Raw genomic sequence first — 19,456 nt, forward strand, 5'->3', positions numbered from 1 at the left:
TTGGGTTACCGCATGAAGCGGTCAGCGAAAGAAGCCTGTCATGAGTGAAAGAACCACGTCAGCCAGCTGGGCATCAGGGATCGTCAAGGCACTCGAGCTCGAAGGGCTCGACTGCCCGGCCATGTTCAAGCAGCTCGGGCTGGACTTCGCCGCCCTGGACGACCCCGACGCACGCTTTCCCCAGGACGACATGACCCGCCTCTGGCAACTGGCGGTGGAGCTGTCGGGCAATGAGGCCATCGGTCTGAACATGGCGCGGGTGGTGCGTCCGGCCTCGTTCCATGTGGTGGGGTATGCGCTGATGTCCAGCCGCACCCTGGCCGAAGGCTTCGAGCGCCTGGTGCGCTACCAGCGCATCATTGCCGAGAGCTCCGACCTGAGCTTCCGCCTTGGTCCCGAAGGCTATTCGCTGATATTGACCGTGCATGGCGACCACCTGCCGCCCACCCGGCACAGCGCCGAAGCATCGCTGGCCTGCGCCTTGGCACTGTGTACCTGGCTCAGCGGGCGGCCGATCCAGCCGGTGCGGGTGATGGTGCAGGGGCCGCAGCCGAAGAACATCGAACCCTACAAGGTGGCGTTCCATTCACCGCTGGTGTTCGGCGCCACGCGCGACGCGCTGGTGTTCGAGCGTGCCGACATGGAAGCACCGCTGCCAACGGCCAATGAAGCTATGGCGGTGCTGCACGACCGTTTCGCCGGCGAATACCTGGCGCGTTTCTCGGAAAGCTGCGTCACTCATCGAGTGCGCCAAGTGCTGTGCCGTATCCTGCCCCAGGGCGAGCCCAAGCGCGAGACCCTGGCCCAGGCCCTGCACCTGTCCCAGCGCACCTTGCAGCGCCGCCTGCAGGAGGAAGGCACGAGTTTCCAGGCCTTGCTCGACGACACCCGCCGTGAGCTGGCCGAGCAGTACCTCGCCCAGCCCGGCATGACCCTGCTCGAAACCGCCTACCTGCTCGGCTTCGCCGATCCCAGCAATTTCTACCGGGCCTTCCGGCGCTGGTTCGACGCGACCCCCAGCGAATACCGGGCGCGCCTGGGAGCGGACAACCCGGCGGTCAGTGACGCCAGAATGCAGGCATGCACAACACCAGCACCGTAATGATCTCCAGGCGGCCGAGCAGCATGCCGGCGGCCAGAATCCACTTGGCGGCGTCGGGCAGGGTGGCATAGTTGCCCGATGGCCCGATCACCTCGCCCAGCCCCGGGCCGACGCCGGACACCGTGCCGGCGGCACCGGTCAGCGCGGTCATCCAGTCCACGCCCAGCAGCGACAGCAGCAGCGCCATCACGCAGATGGTAATGGCGAAGAAAAACGAGAACGTCAGGATCGAACGCACGATCTCTTCGTCGAGGCGGTGGCCGTTGTACTTCTGCTTGATCACCGCGCGTGGGTGGATCAGTTGGTTGAGGTTGGCCTTGAGCAGGATATAGGCCACCTGGAAACGGAAGATCTTGATACCGCCGGCAGTCGAGCCGGAGCAGCCGCCGACGAAACCCAGGTAGAAGAACAGCATCAGCGAAAAATTACCCCACAGGCTGTAGTCGCCCAGGGCGAAGCCGGTGGTGGTGACCACCGAGGTCACGTTCAATGCCACGTGGCGCAGCGCATCGAGCCAGTGCAGGTTGGTGGTGTACCAGTACCAGGTGCCCAGCACCAGCCAGGTCACCACCAGCATGCCCAGCAGGCCCTGCACCTGCTGGTCACGAATCAGCGCCTTGCGGTTGCCACGCAGGGTCGCCACATACAAGGTGAACGGCATGCTGCCAAGGATCATCACCACCACCGCGACCCAGTGCACCGCCGGTATGTCCCACTTGGCCAGGGACTGGTCGGAGGTCGAGAAACCGCCGGTGGAGATCGCCGACATGGCATGGTTGATGGCATCGAACGGGCTCATGCCGGCCCACCAGAATGCCAGTGCGCCCAGTACCGAGAAGCCGACATACACCCCGACGATGGACTTGGCGACCATGTGCGAGCGCGGCATGACTTTCTCGGAACGGTCCGAGGACTCGGTCTGGAACAGGCGCATGCCCCCGATGCGCAGCAGTGGCAGGATCGCCACGGCCATGGCGATGAAGCCGATGCCGCCGAGCCAGTGCAGCATCGAGCGCCACATCAGGATGCCGGGCGACATGTTGTCCAGGCCACTGAGTACCGTGGCCCCGGTGGCGGTGATGCCGGACATGCTTTCGAAGAAGGCGTCGGTGTAGCTGATGTGCTGGGTGAGCAGGAAGGGCAGGGCGGCGAACACGCAGACCACCAGCCAGCTGCAGACCGTGAGCAGGTACATGTCGCGTGGGCGCAGGTGCACGTGCTCTGGGCGACCCTGGATGACCATGGCCAGGCCGGCGACGAAGGTGATCAGGCTGGACCAGAGAAACGACGGCATGTCGCCTGTTCGCTGGAAGATCACCAGGGTGGCCATGGGCACGGCCATGCTCACGGCCAGGGTAATGAGGAAGATGCCGATGATGAAACCAATGATCCTTAAGGTCGGCAACGCCATGTGATCTGCTCTGACTCGAAACGGAAGGGCGCCATTCTACCTATGGGTCTGGTGATGTAAACGCTAGAATGGCCGCACATTAACCTGCCAGGAGGGTAGCCGATGGAGGCTCTCGACGCATTGCTCAACCGTGTTTCCGTGCCACGCCTGACCGACCCCGCGCCCAACGACGCCCAACGCGAGGCGTTGTTCCAGGCTGCATTGCGCGCACCGGACCATGGCCAGCTGCGCCCATGGCGCTTTCTGACCATCGAGGGCCAGGGCCGGGAAAAGCTCGGTGAGCTGTTCGCCGAAGCGCTGCAGGCCAAGGGTGATGCCAGCCAGGCCGCGCTCGACAAGGCCAGCGCCATGCCGCTGCGGGCACCGCTGCTGATCGTGGTGATCGCGACGCTGCAGGACCATTTCAAGGTACCCAAGAGCGAGCAGCGCCTGGCGGCCGGCTGCGCGGCCCATGGCATCCTGATCGCGGCGCATGCCCAGGGCATCGGCGCGGTGTGGCGTACAGGCGACATGGCCTTCGATGCGCACGTGCACAAGGGGCTGGGGATGGCTGAAAACGAAGAACTGATCGGCTACCTGTACGTGGGCACGCCGGCGACCGAGCCGCGTACGGCGCCGGTGTTGGAAACGGCCGCGTTCGTCAGCGCCTGGGGCGAGTAGCGCGTTGCCTCGTTCGCGGGTAAACCCGCTCCTACAGGGCCAATGTTGAGCCTGTAGGAGCGGGCTTGCCCGCGAAAGGGCCGGTGAACCCTACATCCTCTTAACTGCCAGTCACCACCGCTAGCGGCAACTCCAACCGAGCCAGGAAGCCCCCCTGCGGATGGTTCTCCAGCACCAGGCTGCCCCCATGCCGCTCCGCCGCCTTGCGTGCGATCGCTAGCCCCAGGCCATGCCCCGCAGCTTCCTGCCCCGGCGCCCGGAAGAACGGCTCGCCCAGCTGCTCCAGATGCTCCGGCGCCGCCCCTGGCCCATGGTCACGCACGCTGATGACGATGCGCTCCTGCTCGCGGTTGGCGCGGATTTCGATCGGCTGTCCCTGCGGGTTGAAGCGCAGGGCATTGCGCACCAGGTTGTCCACGGCCCGCTCGATCAGCGTCGGCCAGCCTTGCAGCGTCAGCCCGGGCTGGGCTTCCAGGCGTACTTCCTGTTCCGGCGCGCTGAGCTGGGCGTCCTTGCGCACGCTGCCGAGCAAGGCGTTGAGGTCGACGGGCTCGGCATGGGACTGCTCAGCATCGACCCGGGCCAGGGCCAGGATCTCGCTGATCAGGTCTTCCAGGCGGTCGCATTCGCGGGTCAGGCGTGGCCACAGGGCCTGGCGCTGCTCGGGTTCGGCCCGCTCGGCCAGGGCCAGGGCGATGCGCAGGCGCGCCAGGGGCGAACGTAGCTCATGGGACACGTCACGCAACAACTGGCGCTGGCTGCCGATCAGGCTTTGCAGGCGCGCGCCCATCTTGTTGAAGTCGTTGGCCAGCACGCCGAATTCGTCACGCCGCCCGGCCAGTCGCGCCAGGCTGGTCTGCTGGTAGCTGGTCTGGCCCAGGTCGTGCACGGCGCCGCGCAGGCGGCTCAACGGCCGGGTGATCGACAGCGTCACCAGCAGGCTGAACAAGGTCAGTACCACCAGGGCGATGCCCAGGGCGCTCAGCGGCCAGAGCAGGCTTTCGCGGTGCCAGGCATCGAGCTCGGGGTGTGGAATACGGTAGATCAGCAGGTAGGTCTCGCCGCTGGTGGGGCTGGTGTACTCCTCGGTCAGGCGACGCCAGGGAAGGTGGCGCTCATCGTTGTGCTGGCGTGCTTCGAACGCTGCCGCACGGCGCGGGAAGGTACCAGGCACCACGGCCTCGCCGCTGTCGTCGAGCACCTGCACGTCGATCTTGTAGCGCTGCTTGCGCCGTTCGAGGAAGCGCTGGGCTGACTCCAGGCCTTCCTGCTCGTAATGCTGAGTCCAGTGGGCGGCCAGGGTGTTGATGCCGGGATGGCGACTGAGGATCCAGGCGTCCTGGTTGAGCACGTGGCCGAGCAGGATGGACAAGCCGGCGACCAGGGCGATGGCCAGCCAGAAGCTGGCCAGGATGCGCCAGAACAGAGAACGCAAGAGCACCTCCTGTAAGCGTGAAAAGCCCGGCTCGCTTGGCGCGGGCCGGGCATGGGGTAGGACAGCTTACTGGGCCTTGCCGCCTTTTTCAGCTTTCCAGGCCTGGAACTCTTTCCACTCTGCCTGGCGGGCGGCGCGTTCCTTCTGCAGTTCGTCGAACTTCTTCTGCTGGTCAGGCTTGAGCAGGGCACGTACCTGGCTGTCGGTTTTCTCGCGGCTCGCCTTGAGTTCGTCCTTCATGGCCTTCTGGTCGGCGGCGGGCAGCTTGTCCAGGTAGCGCTTGGTGATGTCGCGCTGGGCTTTCATCTGCTCACCCATCAGCTTGCCGACTTCCTGGCGCTGGTCGCGGCTCAGGTCCAGTTGGGCGAAAGGCGCGTCACCGCGGTGATGCGGGCCGTCGTGGCGCGGGCCGCCCTCTGGCATGGCCATGGCAACGGTTGGCAGGGCGGCGGCGAACATCAGGGCGATAAGGGTCTTGCGCATGGTGTCTCTCCTTTCATGGGCCGGTCGTTACCGGATGAGCCCAGTCTAGGGAAATCAAGGTCAAGCGCAGTCAGCCGAGGGTAAAGGGTCGGTAAAGAACGTCTAGAGACTGTAGTAGTAGCCGCGACTGCGCAGCGCGACGATGCGCGGGCGGCCATCGGCATGCGGGCCGACTTTCTTGCGCAGGTTGCTGACGTGCATGTCGAGGCTGCGGTCGTAGAGGGTCAGCTTGCGCCCCAGGGCGATCTGCGCCAGTTCCTGCTTGTCCAGCGGCTCGCCCGGCTGGCGCAACAGCGCTTCGAGGATACGGCTTTCGGACAGCGTCAGGCTCATCTCGCGTCCGTCGATACTGACCACGCCACGTACCGGGCTGAAGGCCAGGTCGCCGATTTCCAGCTGGGTGGTGGTGGCGGTGGGGTGGCTGCGACGCAGTACCGCGCGCAGACGGGCCGTGAGCTCGCGGGGGTCGCAGGGTTTGGCCAGGTAGTCGTCGGCGCCCAGCTCCAGACCGAGAATCCGGTCCAGCGGCTCGCCCCGCGCAGAGAGCATCAGCACTGGCAGCTCGGCGTGATCGCTGCGCAGCTGCTTGAGCAGTTCCAGGCCGCTGCCGTCGGGCAGCATCACATCCAGCACCACGGCCGCCGGCGCCTGCTCGGCCAACGCTTGGCGCGCGCTCTGGCCATCGTGGCAGGCGCGGACGACAAAGCCTTCCTGGCTCAGCCAGCTGCCGAGCAGCTCGCAGAGTTCCTGGTCATCATCAATCAGTAACAGCTCGCTCATGACTCACTCAATTCAACCATTGACGGCGTCTTCTGTGTCCGCCACTGGCAAAGATACCGCAGACTGCCGACAAGAGTGCAACACCCGAGCCAATCAGAAACCATTGTTGCTTATCGGTCAGCAGTTGTTGCGGGGCCACGGCCTGCAATTGCTGGAGCGCCAGCTTGAGCCGTTGGTTGTCCTGGCGCAGGCGCGTCAGCTGCGCGCTTTCGCGCTGGCTGTCGTTGTTCTGCAGTTGCTCGGCCAGTGCCGCACGTTGCTTTTCGCTGTCGTCCAGGCGCTGCTGCAGTTCGGTCAGGCGTGCCCCGGCTTCCAGCGACAGGGGCTGCTCGGCTTCGGCGAGCGGAGACAGCAACAACAGGCAAAACAACAGCAACATCTGACCTTGGCGCATGGGTACTCCTGAGGCGGTATGGGTTCAGGAGGTTGTCGGCCGTTTATCAGATTTGATGAATGGATGTGGATTGCGTAGCGGCCCTCGCGGACTTGCCCGCAAAGGCCGCTACGCGGTTTCGGCTCAAGGCAGCACTTGCTTGAACGGCTTGACGATGACCTTGTCGTACACGCCCGCGGCAACGTACGGATCGGCATCGGCCCAAGCCTGGGCAGCGGCCAGGGAGTCGAACTCGGCGACGATCAGGCTGCCGCTGAAACCGGCGTCACCCGGGTCGTTGCTGTCGATGGCCGGGTGTGGGCCGGCCAGCACCACGCGGCCTTCGGCCTTGAGCTGCTGCAGGCGCTCGATGTGCGCCGGGCGTGCGGCCAGGCGTTTTTCCAGGGAGTTCGCGACGTCGCTGGCAATGATGGCGTAGAGCATGTCAATCCTTGGTCTTGGAGGTGGAAGGGTCGTCGTGCAGGTGACGCGACAGGTATACGCCCTGCGCCACCAGGAACAGCACGGTCATGCCCAGGCTGCCGAACACCTTGAAGTCGACCCAGAAGTCCTGGAAGGTGAAGGCGACGAACAGGTTGGCCGCGCCGCAGAACAGGAAGAAGCCGATCCAGGCCAGGTTCAGGCGGGTCCAGATGGCATCCGGCAGGGTCAGCGCGTGGCCCATGATGCGCTTGATCAGCACCCGGTCGCCAATGAAGTGGCTGCCGGCAAAGCCCAGGGCGAACAGCCAGTTGACCACCGGTGCCTTCCACTTGAGGAACGTCTCGCTGTGGAAGGTCAGGGTCAGGCCGCCGAACACCAGGCAGGCCACCAGGGTCAGCCACTGGCCCTTCTCCAGCTTGCGCTGGCGCAGGAACAGCGCGCCGTAGACCACCAGCGAGCTGATGATCAGCATCGCCGTGGCGCTGTAGATGCCGCCGAACTCGAAGCTGTGGCCGGCGACCTCCATGGGCCGCGGGTCGAGCTTGTAGACGATGAAGAACAGCAGCAGCGGGATGAAATCGATGAATTGTTTCACAATGGCAGCCAGAATCGGGATGTGACGGCATAATAACAAACATCGATTCCAGCGAAAGCGCTCCTAAATGAATGTTGATCTGCACTGTCACAGCACGGCCTCCGACGGCGCCCTGTCGCCTTCGGCCCTGGTCGCCCGAGCCCATGAGCATGGGGTGCAAACGCTGGCACTGACCGACCATGACACCCTCGAGGGCCTCGCCGAGGCGCGCCAGGCCTGCAAGGCGCAGGGCATGCGCTGGGTCAGCGGGGTGGAGCTGTCGTGCACGTGGGGTGGCGCGACCATCCATGTGCTGGGTTATGACTTCCCGCTCGATGCCCCTCCGTTGCTCGAAGCCATCGAAGCCCTGCACCGTGGCCGCTGGTTGCGGGCCGAGGAAATCGACAGACGGCTGGCGGCCAAGGGCATGCCCGGCACCCTCGATGGCGCACGCGCCGTGCAGCAGGAGCTGGGCGACAGCGGCAATGCCCCTGCGCGGCCGCATTTTGCCGAGTTCCTGGTGCGCGCCGGCCACGTCAAGGACCGCGGCGAGGCGTTTCGCAAGTGGCTGGGCGCCGGCAAGCTGGGCGACGTCAAGCTGCACTGGCCGACACTCGAGGAAACCGTTGCCACCCTGCGCCAGTCCAACGCATGGGTGAGCCTGGCCCATCCGATGCATTACGACCTGACTCGCAGCAAGCGCAGACGGCTGATAGCCGACTATATTCAGGCAGGTGGGCAGGCACTTGAAGTGGTCAATGGGATGATGCCGGCCGAGCAAGTGGGCACGATGTCCATCCTCACCCGTGAGTTCGGGCTGCTGGCAAGTGCTGGCAGCGATTTCCACGGCCCCGGCACCTGGGGCGAGATCGGTGCCTACCGGCCATTGCCCGAGGACCTGCCACCCCTGTGGCGTCGATTCCGTGATGAACAGCCTATGGCGCTATGAACAGGAAGACTTCGTGAGCCAATTTTTCCAGATTCATGCGGAAAACCCGCAGGCGCGCCTGATCAAGCAGGCCGTCGAAATCATCCGCAAGGGCGGCGTGGTGGTGTACCCCACCGACTCCGCCTACGCGCTGGGCTGCCAGATTGGCGACAAGAGCGCCATCGAGCGGGTTCGGCGCTTGCGCCAGTTGGACAAGCAGCACAACTTCACCCTGCTGTGCTGCGACTTGTCGCAGATGGGGCTGTTCGCCAAGATCGACACGTCCACCTTCCGCCTGCTCAAGGCGCATATCCCAGGGCCCTACACGTTCATCCTCAATGCCACCCGCGAGGTGCCACGGCTGCTGATGCACGAAAAGCGTCGCACCATCGGCCTGCGCGTGCCGTCCAATCCGATCGTGCTGGCATTGCTGGAAGAACTCGGCGAGCCGCTGATGAGCGTGAGCCTGATCCTGCCGCCCGAAGAAGAGCCGATGACCGATCCGTACGAGATCCGTCAGCGCCTGGAGCACCATGTCGACCTGATCATCGATGGCGGTTACGGCGACCTCAAGGCCTCGACCATCATCGACCTCACCGGTGACGAACCTGCCTTGATCCGCGAAGGCTGCGGCGACCCCACGCCGTTCATGGTCGACGCGTGAGCCAGCTGGAAGCGTCCGCGGCGCCGGCTGCCGAGGCTGCGTCGCCGCAGCAGTTGCAGCTGGCGCTGGTCTACGGCGAAGCGCTGACCGAAATGCCGGTGGACCTGTACATCCCGCCGGACGCCCTGGAAGTCATCCTCGAAGCCTTCGAAGGCCCCCTGGACCTGCTGCTGTACCTGATCCGCAAGCAGAACATCGACATCCTCGACATCCCGGTGGCGGAGATCACCCGCCAGTACATGGGCTACGTCGAGCTGATGAAGAGCGTGCGCCTGGAGCTGGCCGCCGAGTACCTGGTGATGGCCGCGATGCTCGCCGAGATCAAGTCGCGCATGCTGTTGCCGCGTTCGGCCGAAGTCGAGGAGGAGGAGGGCGACCCGCGCGCCGAACTGATTCGCCGGCTGCAGGAGTACGAACGGTTCAAGGCCGCCGCCGAAGGTATCGACGAATTGCCGCGGGTCGGCCGCGAGGTCGTCGTGCCGCGCCTGGAGGCCCCCCAGGCCAAGGTGCGCAAGTTGCTGCCACAGGTCAGCCTGGAAGAACTGCTGGTGTCCATGGCCGAGGTCATGCGCCGCAACGACCTGTTCGAAAGCCACCAGATCACCCGCGAGACCCTGTCTACTCGCGAACGCATGAGCGATGTGCTGGAACGTCTCAAGGGCGGCGCCTTCGTGCCGTTCGTCGAGCTGTTCGCCAGCGACGAGGGCAAGCTGGGCGTGGTGGTGACCTTCATGGCGATTCTCGAGTTGGTGAAGGAATCGCTGGTCGAACTGGTGCAGAATGCACCTTTCGCGCCGATCCATGTGCGGTTGCGCGCCGAGTCTGTCGAAGAACCCGATGAATCTGAATGAACCCCGCGACCTGGCGTCGCTGATCGAAGCCTTTCTGCTCGCCTCGGGCAAGCCGCAATCCCTGGAGCGTCTCTACGAGCTGTTCGAGGAGGCCGAGCGCCCGGAGCCGAAGGTCTTCAAGAAGGCTCTGGAGGTCCTGGGCAAGTCCTGTGCCGGGCGTGCTTTCGAGCTCAAGGAAGTGGCCAGCGGTTACCGCCTGCAGATCCGCGAAGACTTTGCACCCTGGGTCGGGCGGCTGTGGGAGGAACGCCCGCAACGCTACTCCCGTGCGCTGCTCGAGACCATGGCGCTGATCGCCTATCGCCAGCCGATCACCCGTGGCGAAATCGAGGACGTGCGTGGCGTGGCGGTCAACAGCAACATCATCAAGACCTTGATCGAGCGCGAGTGGATTCGCGTGGTCGGCTACCGCGAGGTGCCCGGGCGCCCGGCGATGTTCGCCACCACCAAGGCGTTTCTCGATCACTTCAACCTCAAGAGCCTGGACGAACTGCCGGCGCTGGCCGAATTGCGCGAGATGGAGCCGGAGCCCGCACCGCTGCTCGACCCGGATGACGCGCCGGTGCCGGCGCACCTGCAGGCATTGGCCGATGCCAGCCTGGGTGAGGAAGAGGCGCTGGCCGAGCCCAAGGAAGAGACCAGCTTCCGCAGTTTGCTGGTGGAGCTGGACCAGATGGAAGAGGGCTTGAAGACCGATTTCGAGGACCTGCGCGAGGAAGAGCCCGAGGCGTCGGTGGAGGATGAGGGCAAGTTGCAGCCCTGAGGTTTTTTGCTGGTTGTACCGGCCTCTTCGCGGCGGTTCGGCGCCCCGATAAACCCGCTCCTACAGGCTCAACGCCACATTCAGGATCGGTGATATCCCTGTAGGAGCGGGTTTACCCGCGAAGAGGCCCGAAAGGCCTTCACATCACCACTAGGCGGAATTCACTCCCAAAGCCCACAAAACCCTCTACCCTCCAGTGCGTTCCGCCACCGAACCGCGTATGATGCGCGGCCTTTTGGCGCGTTCGTCGCCAGATCCTCGATTTCATTCCTACACCGGGAGGTGCCCAGATGAGTGAGCAAGACCTGCAAGATACCGAAATCACCCCTCCATCCGGCGAAAAGCTGCAGAAAGTGCTGGCACGCATCGGCGTCGGCTCGCGCCGTGATGTCGAAGCCTGGATCAGCCAGGGCCGCATCAAGGTCAACGGCGTCGAGGCCACCCTCGGCCTGCGCGTCGACCTGCATGACGCCATCACCGTCGACGGCAAGCTGATCAAGCGCGAGGAGGCCGCCGAGGCCACCCGCCGGGTGATCATGTACAACAAGCCCGACGGCGAGATCTGCACCCGTGACGACCCGGAAGGCCGCCCGACCGTGTTCGATCGCTTGCCGCGGCCGAAAGAGGGCCGCTGGATCAACATCGGCCGCCTGGACATCAACACCACCGGCTTGCTGCTGTTCACCACCGACGGTGAACTGGCCAACCGCCTGATGCATCCGTCCTACGAGATGGACCGCGAGTATGCGGTGCGCGTGCGCGGTGAAGTCGACGACGAGATGATCGACCGCCTGAAGGCAGGCGTGATGCTCGAGGACGGCCCGACCAAGTTCACCGATATCCAGAAGGCACCCGGTGGCGAAGGCTTCAACCACTGGTACCACTGCGTGGTGATGGAAGGTCGCAACCGCGAAGTTCGCCGCTTGTGGGAGTCTCAGGGCATGGTGGTCAGCCGCCTGAAGCGGGTTCGCTTCGGCCCGGTGTTCCTCAACTCCGATCTGCCGATGGGCCGCTGGCGTGAAATGACCCAGGGCGAGATCGACATCCTGGCCGCCGAAGTGGGCTTGCAGCCGGTGGCGCTGCCGGCCATGAACCTCAAGACCAAGGACCGCATGGAGCGCATGCAGCGCAAGTCCAGCCGGCCGATGGGGCGCAACGAGCGGGTACGCAACCTGCGACCGGCCCATGAAGCCGGTGCTGCCGAGCGCCCTGCTCGCCAGCCGCGTGAAGAAGCCCCGCGCAAGGGCGGGCGTGGCAGCGCCGTGGCCGAGCGTCCGAGCGACATGCGCAAGCGCCCGTCCAAGCCGGACGGCGACAAGCCAGCAGGTCGCGGTCGCGGTAAACCGCGTGGTTGATTTGCAGCGGTGATGACAGGCCAGCCTTCGGGCTGGCTTTTTTACGCCTGCAACTTGTTGAACTGAAAGATTATTTCGGACGACTGGCAAGTTCTTGAACCATCTTGTAAAGAAATATATACAAAATCGTGCGAATTCAGCTCGGGCTGCGGATTTTCCGGCACCGTGTAAACAGAACTTGCCATCCCTGTGCTTCCCCCCACCCTGCCAATTACCCTCACCCCCTTGCCGCAACCCCTCTACACCGCTGAGATAGCGGCCATTGCCGTGCGCAAGAAGCCCGACCGCAGAGCCGGGTCTACAGAACAAGAAACGGAGGCGCCATGTACGCCGATCACCAAGCCTTCCAAGGCCTTCACCCCAGGAACGCTGCGTTTTTCTTTCGGGAATCGACGCAACGCGTTGACGCCTGCGCGCTTGCGGGGGTATACAGTGCGCCGCGTTTTACCTGTGACCCTCCTGCGTACCCGCGCACTCTTGTTCAAGGTCGGTTGATCGGCCTGTGCTCAAGAAACCCAAGGTAACCACCTTGCCCATTCCGCTGCGCCACGAGCGCGGTGGGTCCGATTCCGTCACAGATAAAAACAATGCAGGTGACTTCGTTCATGAGTGGACAAAACATGCATTCAGGCGAGCTGAAGCGGGGCCTGAAGAACCGCCACATCCAATTGATCGCCCTCGGCGGCGCGATTGGTACCGGCCTGTTCCTGGGCTCGGCTGGGGTGATGAAATCCGCCGGGCCGTCGATGATCCTCGGCTACGCCATCTGCGGCTTCATCGCCTTCATGATCATGCGCCAACTGGGCGAGATGATCGTCGAGGAGCCGGTGGCCGGCTCGTTCAGCCACTTCGCCCACACCTACTGGGGCGGTTTTGCCGGTTTCCTCTCGGGCTGGAACTGCTGGGTGCTGTACATCCTGGTCGGCATGTCCGAACTGTCTGCTGTCGGCAAGTACATCCATTACTGGTGGCCAGAGATCCCGACCTGGGTCACGGCGGCTGGTTTCTTCCTGCTGATCAACGCCATCAACCTGATGAACGTCAAGGTCTTCGGCGAGGCCGAGTTCTGGTTCGCCATCATCAAGGTTGCGGCGATCGTCGGCATGATCGCCCTGGGCGCCTACCTGCTGACCAGCGGCAGCGGTGGCCCGGACGCCTCGGTGAGCAACCTGTGGTCGCATGGCGGCTTCTTCCCGCACGGGGTCAGCGGCTTGGTGATGGCCCTGGCGTTCATCATGTTCTCGTTCGGTGGCCTGGAAATGCTCGGCTTCACCGCTGCCGAGGCCGATAAACCGAAGACCGTGATCCCCAAGGCGATCAACCAGGTCATCTACCGCATCCTGATCTTCTATGTCGGCGCCCTGGTGGTGTTGCTGTCGCTGACCCCCTGGGACAGCCTGGTCGCCAGCATCGACGCGTCTGGCGGCAGCTATGGCAGCAGCCCGTTCGTCCAGGTGTTCTCGATGCTGGGCAGCGATACGGCCGCCAATCTGCTGAACTTCGTAGTACTGACTGCGGCGCTGTCGGTGTACAACAGCGGCACCTACTGCAACGCGCGGATGCTGCTGGGCATGGCCGAGCAGGGTGATGCCCCGGCGGCCCTGGCCAAGGTCGACAAGCGCGGCGTGCCGGTGCGTTCGATCCTGGTATCGGCGGCCGTGACCCTGATCGCCGTGCTGCTCAACTACCTGATGCCGCAGAATGCCCTGGAGCTGCTGATGTCTCTGGTGGTGGCGACCCTGGTGATCAACTGGGCGATGATCAGCTACTCGCACCTGAAGTTCCGCCAGCACCTTGACCGTACCGGGCAGAAGCCACTGTTCAAGGCGCTGTTCTACCCGTATGGCAACTACGTGGTGCTGGCCTTCGTGGTGTTGATCCTCGGCATCATGCTGCAGATCCCAGGCATCCAGGTGTCGGTGTATGCGATTCCGGTGTGGCTGGTGGCGATGTTCCTGGCCTACCTGATCAAGGGCAAGCGCCAGGTTCCCGTGAAGCCTGCTGCCGGTAGTGCAGTGAAGTAAGCGCAAGCGATTTGCATGAACCCGATGTCAGGTGGCTGGCATCGGGTTTTTTATTGCCTGTGCCGGCCCTTTCGCGGGTAAACCCGCTCCTACAGGGACTGCACTGCCCCCTGTAGGAGCGGGTTTACCCGCGAAGAGGCCATAGCAGCCAACAGAAATCTCAGATCTGCTCCAGCAACCAACTCCGAAACGCCCGCAACGAAGGCAGCGCCTCATTGCGCGGCGGATAGATCAGGTAGTAACTGCGCTGGCTGGCAACCGCCGTCCCTGGGCTGAACAGTTCGCCCTTGGCCAGTTCTTCCTCCACCAGTATCCGCGGCACCAAGCCAATGCCGATCCCCGCCCGCACCGCCTGGATCAGGTGCGAGGTCAGCTCGAAGCTCGGCCCCAGGCGCATCGCCCGGTGCGGCAGGCCGTGGTGGGAAAACCATTCTCCCCAGGCGTGCGGGTTGTTGGCCACGTTCAGCAAGACTTCCTCGCTGATCCGCGTCGGCCCCCAGCCCTGGGCATCGCCTCCGGCCTCGGGCGGCAGGATCACCACCAGTTCCTCGGCGTGCAGGCGGTGGCAGATCAACCCCGGCAGGTCGTGGCTGGCCACGCCGATGGCGGCGTCGATCTCGCTGGTGGCGAAATCGATGGCTTCGATGCGTGAATGGATGTGCACCAGCATGCCGGGGTGCGCACCGTAGAACGCATGCAGGCGCGGCAGCAGCCACTTGGAGCCGAAGGTCGGCAGGGTTGCCAGGCGCAAGGTGCCAACCCCGGACTGGTAGGCCAGCGCCTGCAGGGTCGCGCTGCGGATGCGCCCCAACGCCTCGCTCAGTTCGCGCTGGTACAGCCGGCCGACGTCGGTCAGCTGTACCTGGCGGCCTTCGCGGCGGAACAGCGTGAGGCCAAGCTGTTGCTCCAGGGCTTGTACCTGGCGGCTGACCGCGCTCTGGGTCAGCGACAGTTCGGCAGCGGCGCGGGTGTAGCTTTCATGCCGGGCGGCGGCCTCGAAAGCCAGCAGCAGTGACATCGACGGGGTGAGGTGGCGGTAATTCATTCATAAAAGTCATCGATAGCGGCAGGATTATCCGTTTGCCCCCAGAGCGAAACTACAGGAACATTGGCCCATGCGTCATCCCTGCATGCAACGACCCATGCCGGAACGACAGGTTTCCCGTGAATTAGCCAATATCAAGAGGCCATCCTTCGATGATCGCCCAGCTGCAGACCACCCCACCGAGCGCCAACTATCCCGAATTCCTCGAAGCCCTGCGCAACAGCGGCTTCCGTGGCCAGATCAGTGCCGACTACGCCACCCGTACGGTGCTGGCCACCGACAACTCGATCTATCAGCGGCTGCCCCAGGCGGCGGTGTTCCCGCTGGACGCCGACGACGTGGCGCGGGTCGCCACGCTGATGGGTGAGGCGCGCTTCCAGCAGGTCAAGCTGACCCCGCGTGGCGGCGGCACCGGTACCAACGGCCAGTCGCTGACCGATGGGATCGTCGTCGACCTGTCGCGGCACATGAACAAGATCCTCGAAATCAATGTCGAGGAGCGTTGGGTGCGGGTCCAGGCCGGTGTGGTCAAGGACCAGCTCAATGCCGCGCTCAAGCCCCACGGCCTGTTCTTCGCCCCAGAGCTATCCACCTCCAACCGCGCCACCGTCGGCGGCATGATCAATACCGATGCCAGCGGCCAGGGCAGTTGCACGTATGGCAAGACCCGCGACCACGTGCTCGAGTTGCACAGCGTGCTGCTCGGCGGTGAGCGTCTGCACAGCCTGCCGATCGACGATGCCGCGCTGGAGCTGGCCTGTGCCGCGCCAGGCCGAGCCGGTGAGGTTTACCGCATGGCCCGCGAGATCCAGGAAACCCAGGCCGAACTGATCGAGTCGACCTTCCCCAAGCTCAACCGCTGTCTGACTGGCTACGACCTGGCCCACCTGCGCGACGACCAGGGCCGCTTCAACCTCAACAGCGTGCTGTGCGGGGCCGAGGGTTCACTGGGCTACGTGGTCGAGGCCAAGCTCAATGTGCTGCCGATTCCGAAGTATGCGGTGCTGGTCAACGTTCGCTACACCAGCTTCATGGACGCCTTGCGCGATGCCAATGCGCTGATGGCGCTCAAGCCGCTGTCGATCGAGACCGTGGATTCCAAGGTGCTCATGCTGGCGATGAAGGACATCGTCTGGCACAGCGTGGCCGAATACTTCCCGGCCGACCCCGAGCGCCCGACCCTGGGCATCAACCTGGTGGAGTTCTGCGGCGATGAGCCGGCTGAGGTCAACGCCCGGGTCGAGGCGTTCATCGAGCACCTGCGCAGCGATACCAGCGTCGAGCGCCTGGGCCACACCTTGGCTGAGGGGGCCGAGGCCGTGACCCGCGTCTACACCATGCGCAAGCGCTCGGTGGGCCTGCTCGGCAACGTCGAGGGCGAGGTGCGTCCGCAGCCGTTCGTCGAAGACACCGCAGTGCCGCCGGAGCAGCTGGCGGACTACATCGCCGACTTCCGTGCGTTGCTCGACGGCTATGGCCTGGCCTACGGCATGTTCGGCCACGTCGATGCCGGCGTGCTGCACGTGCGTCCGGCGCTGGACATGAAGGACCCGGCCCAGGCCGCGCTGGTCAAGCCGATCTCCGATGCCGTGGCGGCATTGACCAAAAGCTACGGCGGCCTGCTCTGGGGCGAGCACGGCAAGGGCCTGCGGTCTGAGTACGTGCCGGAGTATTTCGGCGAGCTGTACCCTGCGTTGCAGCGCTTGAAGGGCGCCTTCGACCCGCACAACCAGCTCAACCCAGGCAAGATCTGCACTCCGCCGGACAGCGCCGAAGGCCTGACCAAGGTCGATGGCGTGACCCTGCGCGGCGACCTCGACCGCACCATCGACGAGCGCGTCTGGCAGGACTTCCCCAGCGCCGTGCACTGCAACGGCAACGGCGCCTGCTACAACTACGATCCCAACGACGCCATGTGCCCGTCGTGGAAGGCCACTCGCGAACGCCAGCATTCGCCCAAGGGCCGCGCTTCGCTGATGCGCGAGTGGCTGCGCCTGCAGGGCGAGGCGAACATCGACGTGCTGGCTGCGGCGCGCAACAAGGTGTCGTGGCTCAAGGGCCTGCCGGCGCGCCTGCGCAACAACCGTGCGCGCAACCAGGGGCAAGAGGACTTCTCCCATGAGGTCTACGACGCCATGGCCGGTTGCCTGGCGTGCAAGTCGTGCGCCGGGCAATGCCCGATCAAGGTCAACGTGCCTGATTTCCGCTCGCGCTTCCTCGAGCTGTACCACGGCCGTTACCAGCGCCCCTTGCGTGACTACCTGATCGGCTCGCTCGAGTTCACCATTCCCTACCTGGCCCATGCGCCGGGTCTTTACAACGCTGTGATGGGCTCGAAGTGGGTGAGCAGGCTGCTGGCCGACAAGATCGGCATGGTCGACAGCCCGCTGATCAGCCGTTTCAACTTCCAGTCGACCCTGACCCGTTGCAAGGTCGGCGTGGCCAGCGTGCCGGCCCTGATGGAGCTGACCCCGGCCCAGCGCGAGCGCAGTATCGTGCTGGTGCAGGATGCCTTCACCCGTTACTTCGAGACGTCGGTGCTGGCCAACTTCATCGAGCTGGCCCATCGCCTCGGTCACCGGGTGTTCCTGGCGCCGTACAGTGCCAATGGCAAGCCGCTGCACGTGCAGGGCTTCCTCGGCGCCTTCGCCAAGGCAGCGATCCGCAACGCCACCCAGCTCAAGGCCCTGGCCGACTGCGGTGTGCCGCTGGTGGGCCTGGACCCGGCGATGACCCTGGTCTACCGCCAGGAGTACCAGAAGGTGCCAGGCCTGGAGGCATGCCCGACGGTGCTGTTGCCGCAAGAGTGGCTGGTCGACGTGCTGCCCGAGCAGGCCGTTGGCGGCGCGCCGGAGCATTTCCGTCTGATGGCGCACTGCACCGAGAAGACCAACGTGCCGGCCAGCACCAAGCAGTGGGAGCAGGTGTTCGCGCGCCTGGGGCTGAAGCTGGTGACCGAGGCCACCGGTTGCTGCGGCATGTCTGGCACCTACGGGCATGAGGCGCGTAATCAGGACACCTCGCGGACGATCTTCGAGCAGTCGTGGGCGACCAAGCTGGACAAGCAGGGCGAGGCGTTGGCGACCGGTTATTCGTGCCGCAGCCAGGTCAAGCGCATGACCGAGCGGCAGATGCGCCATCCGTTGGAAGTAGTGTTGCAGTACGCACAGCGCTGACCTGGGAGGGCCTATTCGCGGCGGTTCGGCGCCCCGATGAACCCGCTCCTACAGGTATCTCGGACCCCTGTAGGAGCGGGTTTACCCGCGAATAGGCCGAATCTCTCAAGCCCCCGCGCGTTCGTAGCCTCGCCGCGCCTGGCGATACAGATACAGGCTCAGCACCAACCCACAGCCCGCCGCTCCGGCGGCGAACAAAAACATCGAAGCAAAGCCGAACCCCGCAGCCACCGCGCCCACCAACGGCCCGGTGATCCCCAGCGAAAGATCGATGAACAGCGAATACGCCCCTACCGCCGAGCCGCGGTTGGCGGCCGACACTTGGTTCACCGCCTCCACGCCCAGCGCCGGGAACACCAGCGAGAAGCCGAACCCGCTCAATGCCGCGCCTGCCAGGGCCAGCTCGGCGTTCGGTGCCAGCCATAGCATCAATAACCCCAAGGTCTCCACCGCCAGGCAGACGATCGCCACGCGGAAACCGCCAATGCGGTTGATCAGGTTGCCGAACAGCAAGCGGGCACTGATGAAGCTGGCGCCGAACAGGCTCAGGGTCAGCGCGGCGTTGTTCCAGCCACGGCTGCTGTAGTAGAGGGTGATGAAGGTGGCGATGGTGCCGAAGCCGATCGAGCCCAGGGCCAGCCCCGAGCCGTGCGGGAACACCTTGCCCAGCACTTGCAAGAAGGGCAGGCGCACGCCGCTGACGATAGGCGCGGCACGCTTCGGCCAAGCCAGCGACAAGCCGATCGCGCAGAGCAGGATGATGCTCACGCCCATGCTCCACAGCCCGAGGTTGCGCACCATCACCACGCCCAGCGGCGCGCCGATCGCGAGCGCGCCATAGCTGGCGATGCCGTTCCAGGAAATCACCTTGGCAGTGTTCTCGGCACCGACCCGGCCGATGCCCCAGCCAATCGAGCCAGAGCCCACCAGGCTCTCGGCGCTGCCGAGCACCAGGCGGCCGATGAACAGGCAGGTGAGGCTCAGCCAAGGGAGCTGGGTGAGAAACGCGCAGGCGAGCATGAACACGCCGCTCAGGCCGCAGCCGGCCAGGCCATACATGACTGCCTTCTTGCTGCCCTGGGTGTCGATGATGCGGCTGGCGGTGGGGCGGCTGAGCAGGGTGGCGAGGTACTGCACGCTGATCACCAGGCCCGCGACCACCGCGCCGAAGCCCAGCTCGGTGTGTACGTAGCCTGGCAGCACGGCCAGGGGAATGCCGATGTTCAGGTAGCCGATGAAGGTGAAGAGGACGATGGATACCACCTGGGCGGTGATAGCCAACGAAGATGTGCTGCGTTGTGGCATTGCGGGAGTCCAATGAGGCGCTGAGGCTGACACGAGAGTGCTGCTATCTTAGCGACAGAGGCTGCCGTTGTGGGTGAAGCTTT

The 19,456-nt window shown here is 64.6% G+C and carries 18 protein-coding genes; 9 read left to right on the top strand and 9 right to left on the bottom strand.

From position 1 onward, the window contains the following. Nucleotides 1-40: 40 nt before the first annotated feature. Nucleotides 41-1,102: an AraC family transcriptional regulator gene (locus IAE37_RS13440; RefSeq protein ID WP_201174357.1), complete on the top strand. Its 1,062-nt coding sequence runs from the start codon at nucleotides 41-43 to the stop codon at nucleotides 1,100-1,102. On the opposite strand, the gene IAE37_RS13445 is transcribed toward IAE37_RS13440, so the two are convergent. Continuing rightward, nucleotides 1,059-2,513 (bottom strand): TrkH family potassium uptake protein, encoded by a 1,455-nt coding sequence (locus IAE37_RS13445; RefSeq protein WP_201174358.1) that lies wholly within the window; start codon nucleotides 2,511-2,513, stop codon nucleotides 1,059-1,061. The two genes, IAE37_RS13440 and IAE37_RS13445, sit on opposite strands and share 44 nt — an antisense overlap. Before the next feature lie 102 nt (nucleotides 2,514-2,615). On the opposite strand from IAE37_RS13445, the gene IAE37_RS13450 reads away from it, so the two are divergent. Further along, nucleotides 2,616-3,173, top strand: a complete 558-nt coding sequence (locus IAE37_RS13450; protein WP_201174359.1) for a nitroreductase family protein — start codon at nucleotides 2,616-2,618, stop codon at nucleotides 3,171-3,173. A 100-nt stretch (nucleotides 3,174-3,273) separates the two neighbouring features. Here the strand turns inward: IAE37_RS13450 and IAE37_RS13455 are convergent, their stop codons facing one another. The 6 genes from IAE37_RS13455 to IAE37_RS13480 all read right to left on the bottom strand — a co-directional run bounded on the left by IAE37_RS13455 (nucleotide 3,274) and on the right by IAE37_RS13480 (nucleotide 7,283). Beyond that, nucleotides 3,274-4,614 carry a sensor histidine kinase gene (locus tag IAE37_RS13455; RefSeq protein ID WP_201174360.1) on the bottom strand — a complete coding sequence of 447 codons (1,341 nt, stop codon included), beginning with the start codon at nucleotides 4,612-4,614 and terminating at the stop codon, nucleotides 3,274-3,276. 60 nt (nucleotides 4,615-4,674) lie between these two features. After that, entirely contained in the window at nucleotides 4,675-5,091 is a 417-nt protein-coding gene (locus IAE37_RS13460; protein ID WP_201174361.1) for a Spy/CpxP family protein refolding chaperone, read from the bottom strand. Between the two features lie 102 nt (nucleotides 5,092-5,193). Further along, on the bottom strand, nucleotides 5,194-5,871 hold the full coding sequence (locus tag IAE37_RS13465; protein ID WP_201174362.1) for a response regulator transcription factor: 678 nt from the start codon (nucleotides 5,869-5,871) through the stop codon (nucleotides 5,194-5,196). 7 nt (nucleotides 5,872-5,878) lie between these two features. Continuing rightward, on the bottom strand, nucleotides 5,879-6,265 hold the full coding sequence (locus IAE37_RS13470; RefSeq protein WP_201174363.1) for a translation initiation factor 2: 387 nt from the start codon (nucleotides 6,263-6,265) through the stop codon (nucleotides 5,879-5,881). A 123-nt stretch (nucleotides 6,266-6,388) separates the two neighbouring features. Beyond that, the gene (locus tag IAE37_RS13475) at nucleotides 6,389-6,688 is read right to left on the bottom strand and encodes a YciI family protein (RefSeq protein ID WP_201174364.1); all 300 of its coding nucleotides are present in this window, start codon (nucleotides 6,686-6,688) and stop codon (nucleotides 6,389-6,391) included. 1 nt (nucleotide 6,689) lies between these two features. Then, nucleotides 6,690-7,283: a septation protein A gene (locus tag IAE37_RS13480; RefSeq protein ID WP_136915983.1), complete on the bottom strand. Its 594-nt coding sequence runs from the start codon at nucleotides 7,281-7,283 to the stop codon at nucleotides 6,690-6,692. A 67-nt stretch (nucleotides 7,284-7,350) separates the two neighbouring features. Between IAE37_RS13480 and IAE37_RS13485 the strand changes: the two genes are divergently transcribed. From IAE37_RS13485 to IAE37_RS13510, 6 genes are all read left to right on the top strand, one after another. Beyond that, nucleotides 7,351-8,211: a PHP domain-containing protein gene (locus IAE37_RS13485; RefSeq protein WP_201174366.1), complete on the top strand. Its 861-nt coding sequence runs from the start codon at nucleotides 7,351-7,353 to the stop codon at nucleotides 8,209-8,211. 13 nt (nucleotides 8,212-8,224) lie between these two features. After that, on the top strand, nucleotides 8,225-8,854 hold the full coding sequence (locus tag IAE37_RS13490; RefSeq protein ID WP_201174368.1) for an L-threonylcarbamoyladenylate synthase: 630 nt from the start codon (nucleotides 8,225-8,227) through the stop codon (nucleotides 8,852-8,854). Between the two features lie 125 nt (nucleotides 8,855-8,979). Then, nucleotides 8,980-9,705: a segregation and condensation protein A gene (locus IAE37_RS13495; RefSeq protein WP_201174417.1), complete on the top strand. Its 726-nt coding sequence runs from the start codon at nucleotides 8,980-8,982 to the stop codon at nucleotides 9,703-9,705. Continuing rightward, a complete protein-coding gene (gene scpB, locus IAE37_RS13500; RefSeq protein ID WP_201174369.1) occupies nucleotides 9,692-10,468 on the top strand; it encodes an SMC-Scp complex subunit ScpB in 777 nt (258 codons plus the stop codon). The genes IAE37_RS13495 and scpB overlap by 14 nt, the downstream gene beginning before the upstream one ends. Nucleotides 10,469-10,758: 290 nt before the next feature. After that, nucleotides 10,759-11,823 (top strand): 23S rRNA pseudouridine(2605) synthase RluB, encoded by a 1,065-nt coding sequence (gene rluB / locus IAE37_RS13505; RefSeq protein WP_201174370.1) that lies wholly within the window; start codon nucleotides 10,759-10,761, stop codon nucleotides 11,821-11,823. Nucleotides 11,824-12,428: 605 nt separating this feature from the next. Further along, nucleotides 12,429-13,847 carry an amino acid permease gene (locus IAE37_RS13510; RefSeq protein ID WP_201174371.1) on the top strand — a complete coding sequence of 473 codons (1,419 nt, stop codon included), beginning with the start codon at nucleotides 12,429-12,431 and terminating at the stop codon, nucleotides 13,845-13,847. A gap of 160 nt (nucleotides 13,848-14,007) precedes the next feature. On the opposite strand, the gene IAE37_RS13515 is transcribed toward IAE37_RS13510, so the two are convergent. Further along, the gene (locus IAE37_RS13515) at nucleotides 14,008-14,892 is read right to left on the bottom strand and encodes a LysR substrate-binding domain-containing protein (protein ID WP_201174372.1); all 885 of its coding nucleotides are present in this window, start codon (nucleotides 14,890-14,892) and stop codon (nucleotides 14,008-14,010) included. A 152-nt stretch (nucleotides 14,893-15,044) separates the two neighbouring features. Here IAE37_RS13515 and ydiJ point away from each other — a divergent pair, with 152 nt between their 5' ends. Further along, nucleotides 15,045-18,068 (top strand): D-2-hydroxyglutarate dehydrogenase YdiJ, encoded by a 3,024-nt coding sequence (gene ydiJ / locus IAE37_RS13520; protein WP_201174373.1) that lies wholly within the window; start codon nucleotides 15,045-15,047, stop codon nucleotides 18,066-18,068. 105 nt (nucleotides 18,069-18,173) lie between these two features. Here ydiJ and IAE37_RS13525 read toward each other — a convergent pair whose 3' ends face one another. Continuing rightward, nucleotides 18,174-19,373, bottom strand: coding sequence for an MFS transporter (locus IAE37_RS13525; protein ID WP_201174374.1), 1,200 nt, complete (start codon nucleotides 19,371-19,373; stop codon nucleotides 18,174-18,176). Between the last annotated feature and the right edge of the window lie 83 nt (nucleotides 19,374-19,456).

This window comes from Pseudomonas sp. S31 (assembly GCF_016648105.1).
Lineage (GTDB): Bacteria > Pseudomonadota > Gammaproteobacteria > Pseudomonadales > Pseudomonadaceae > Aquipseudomonas.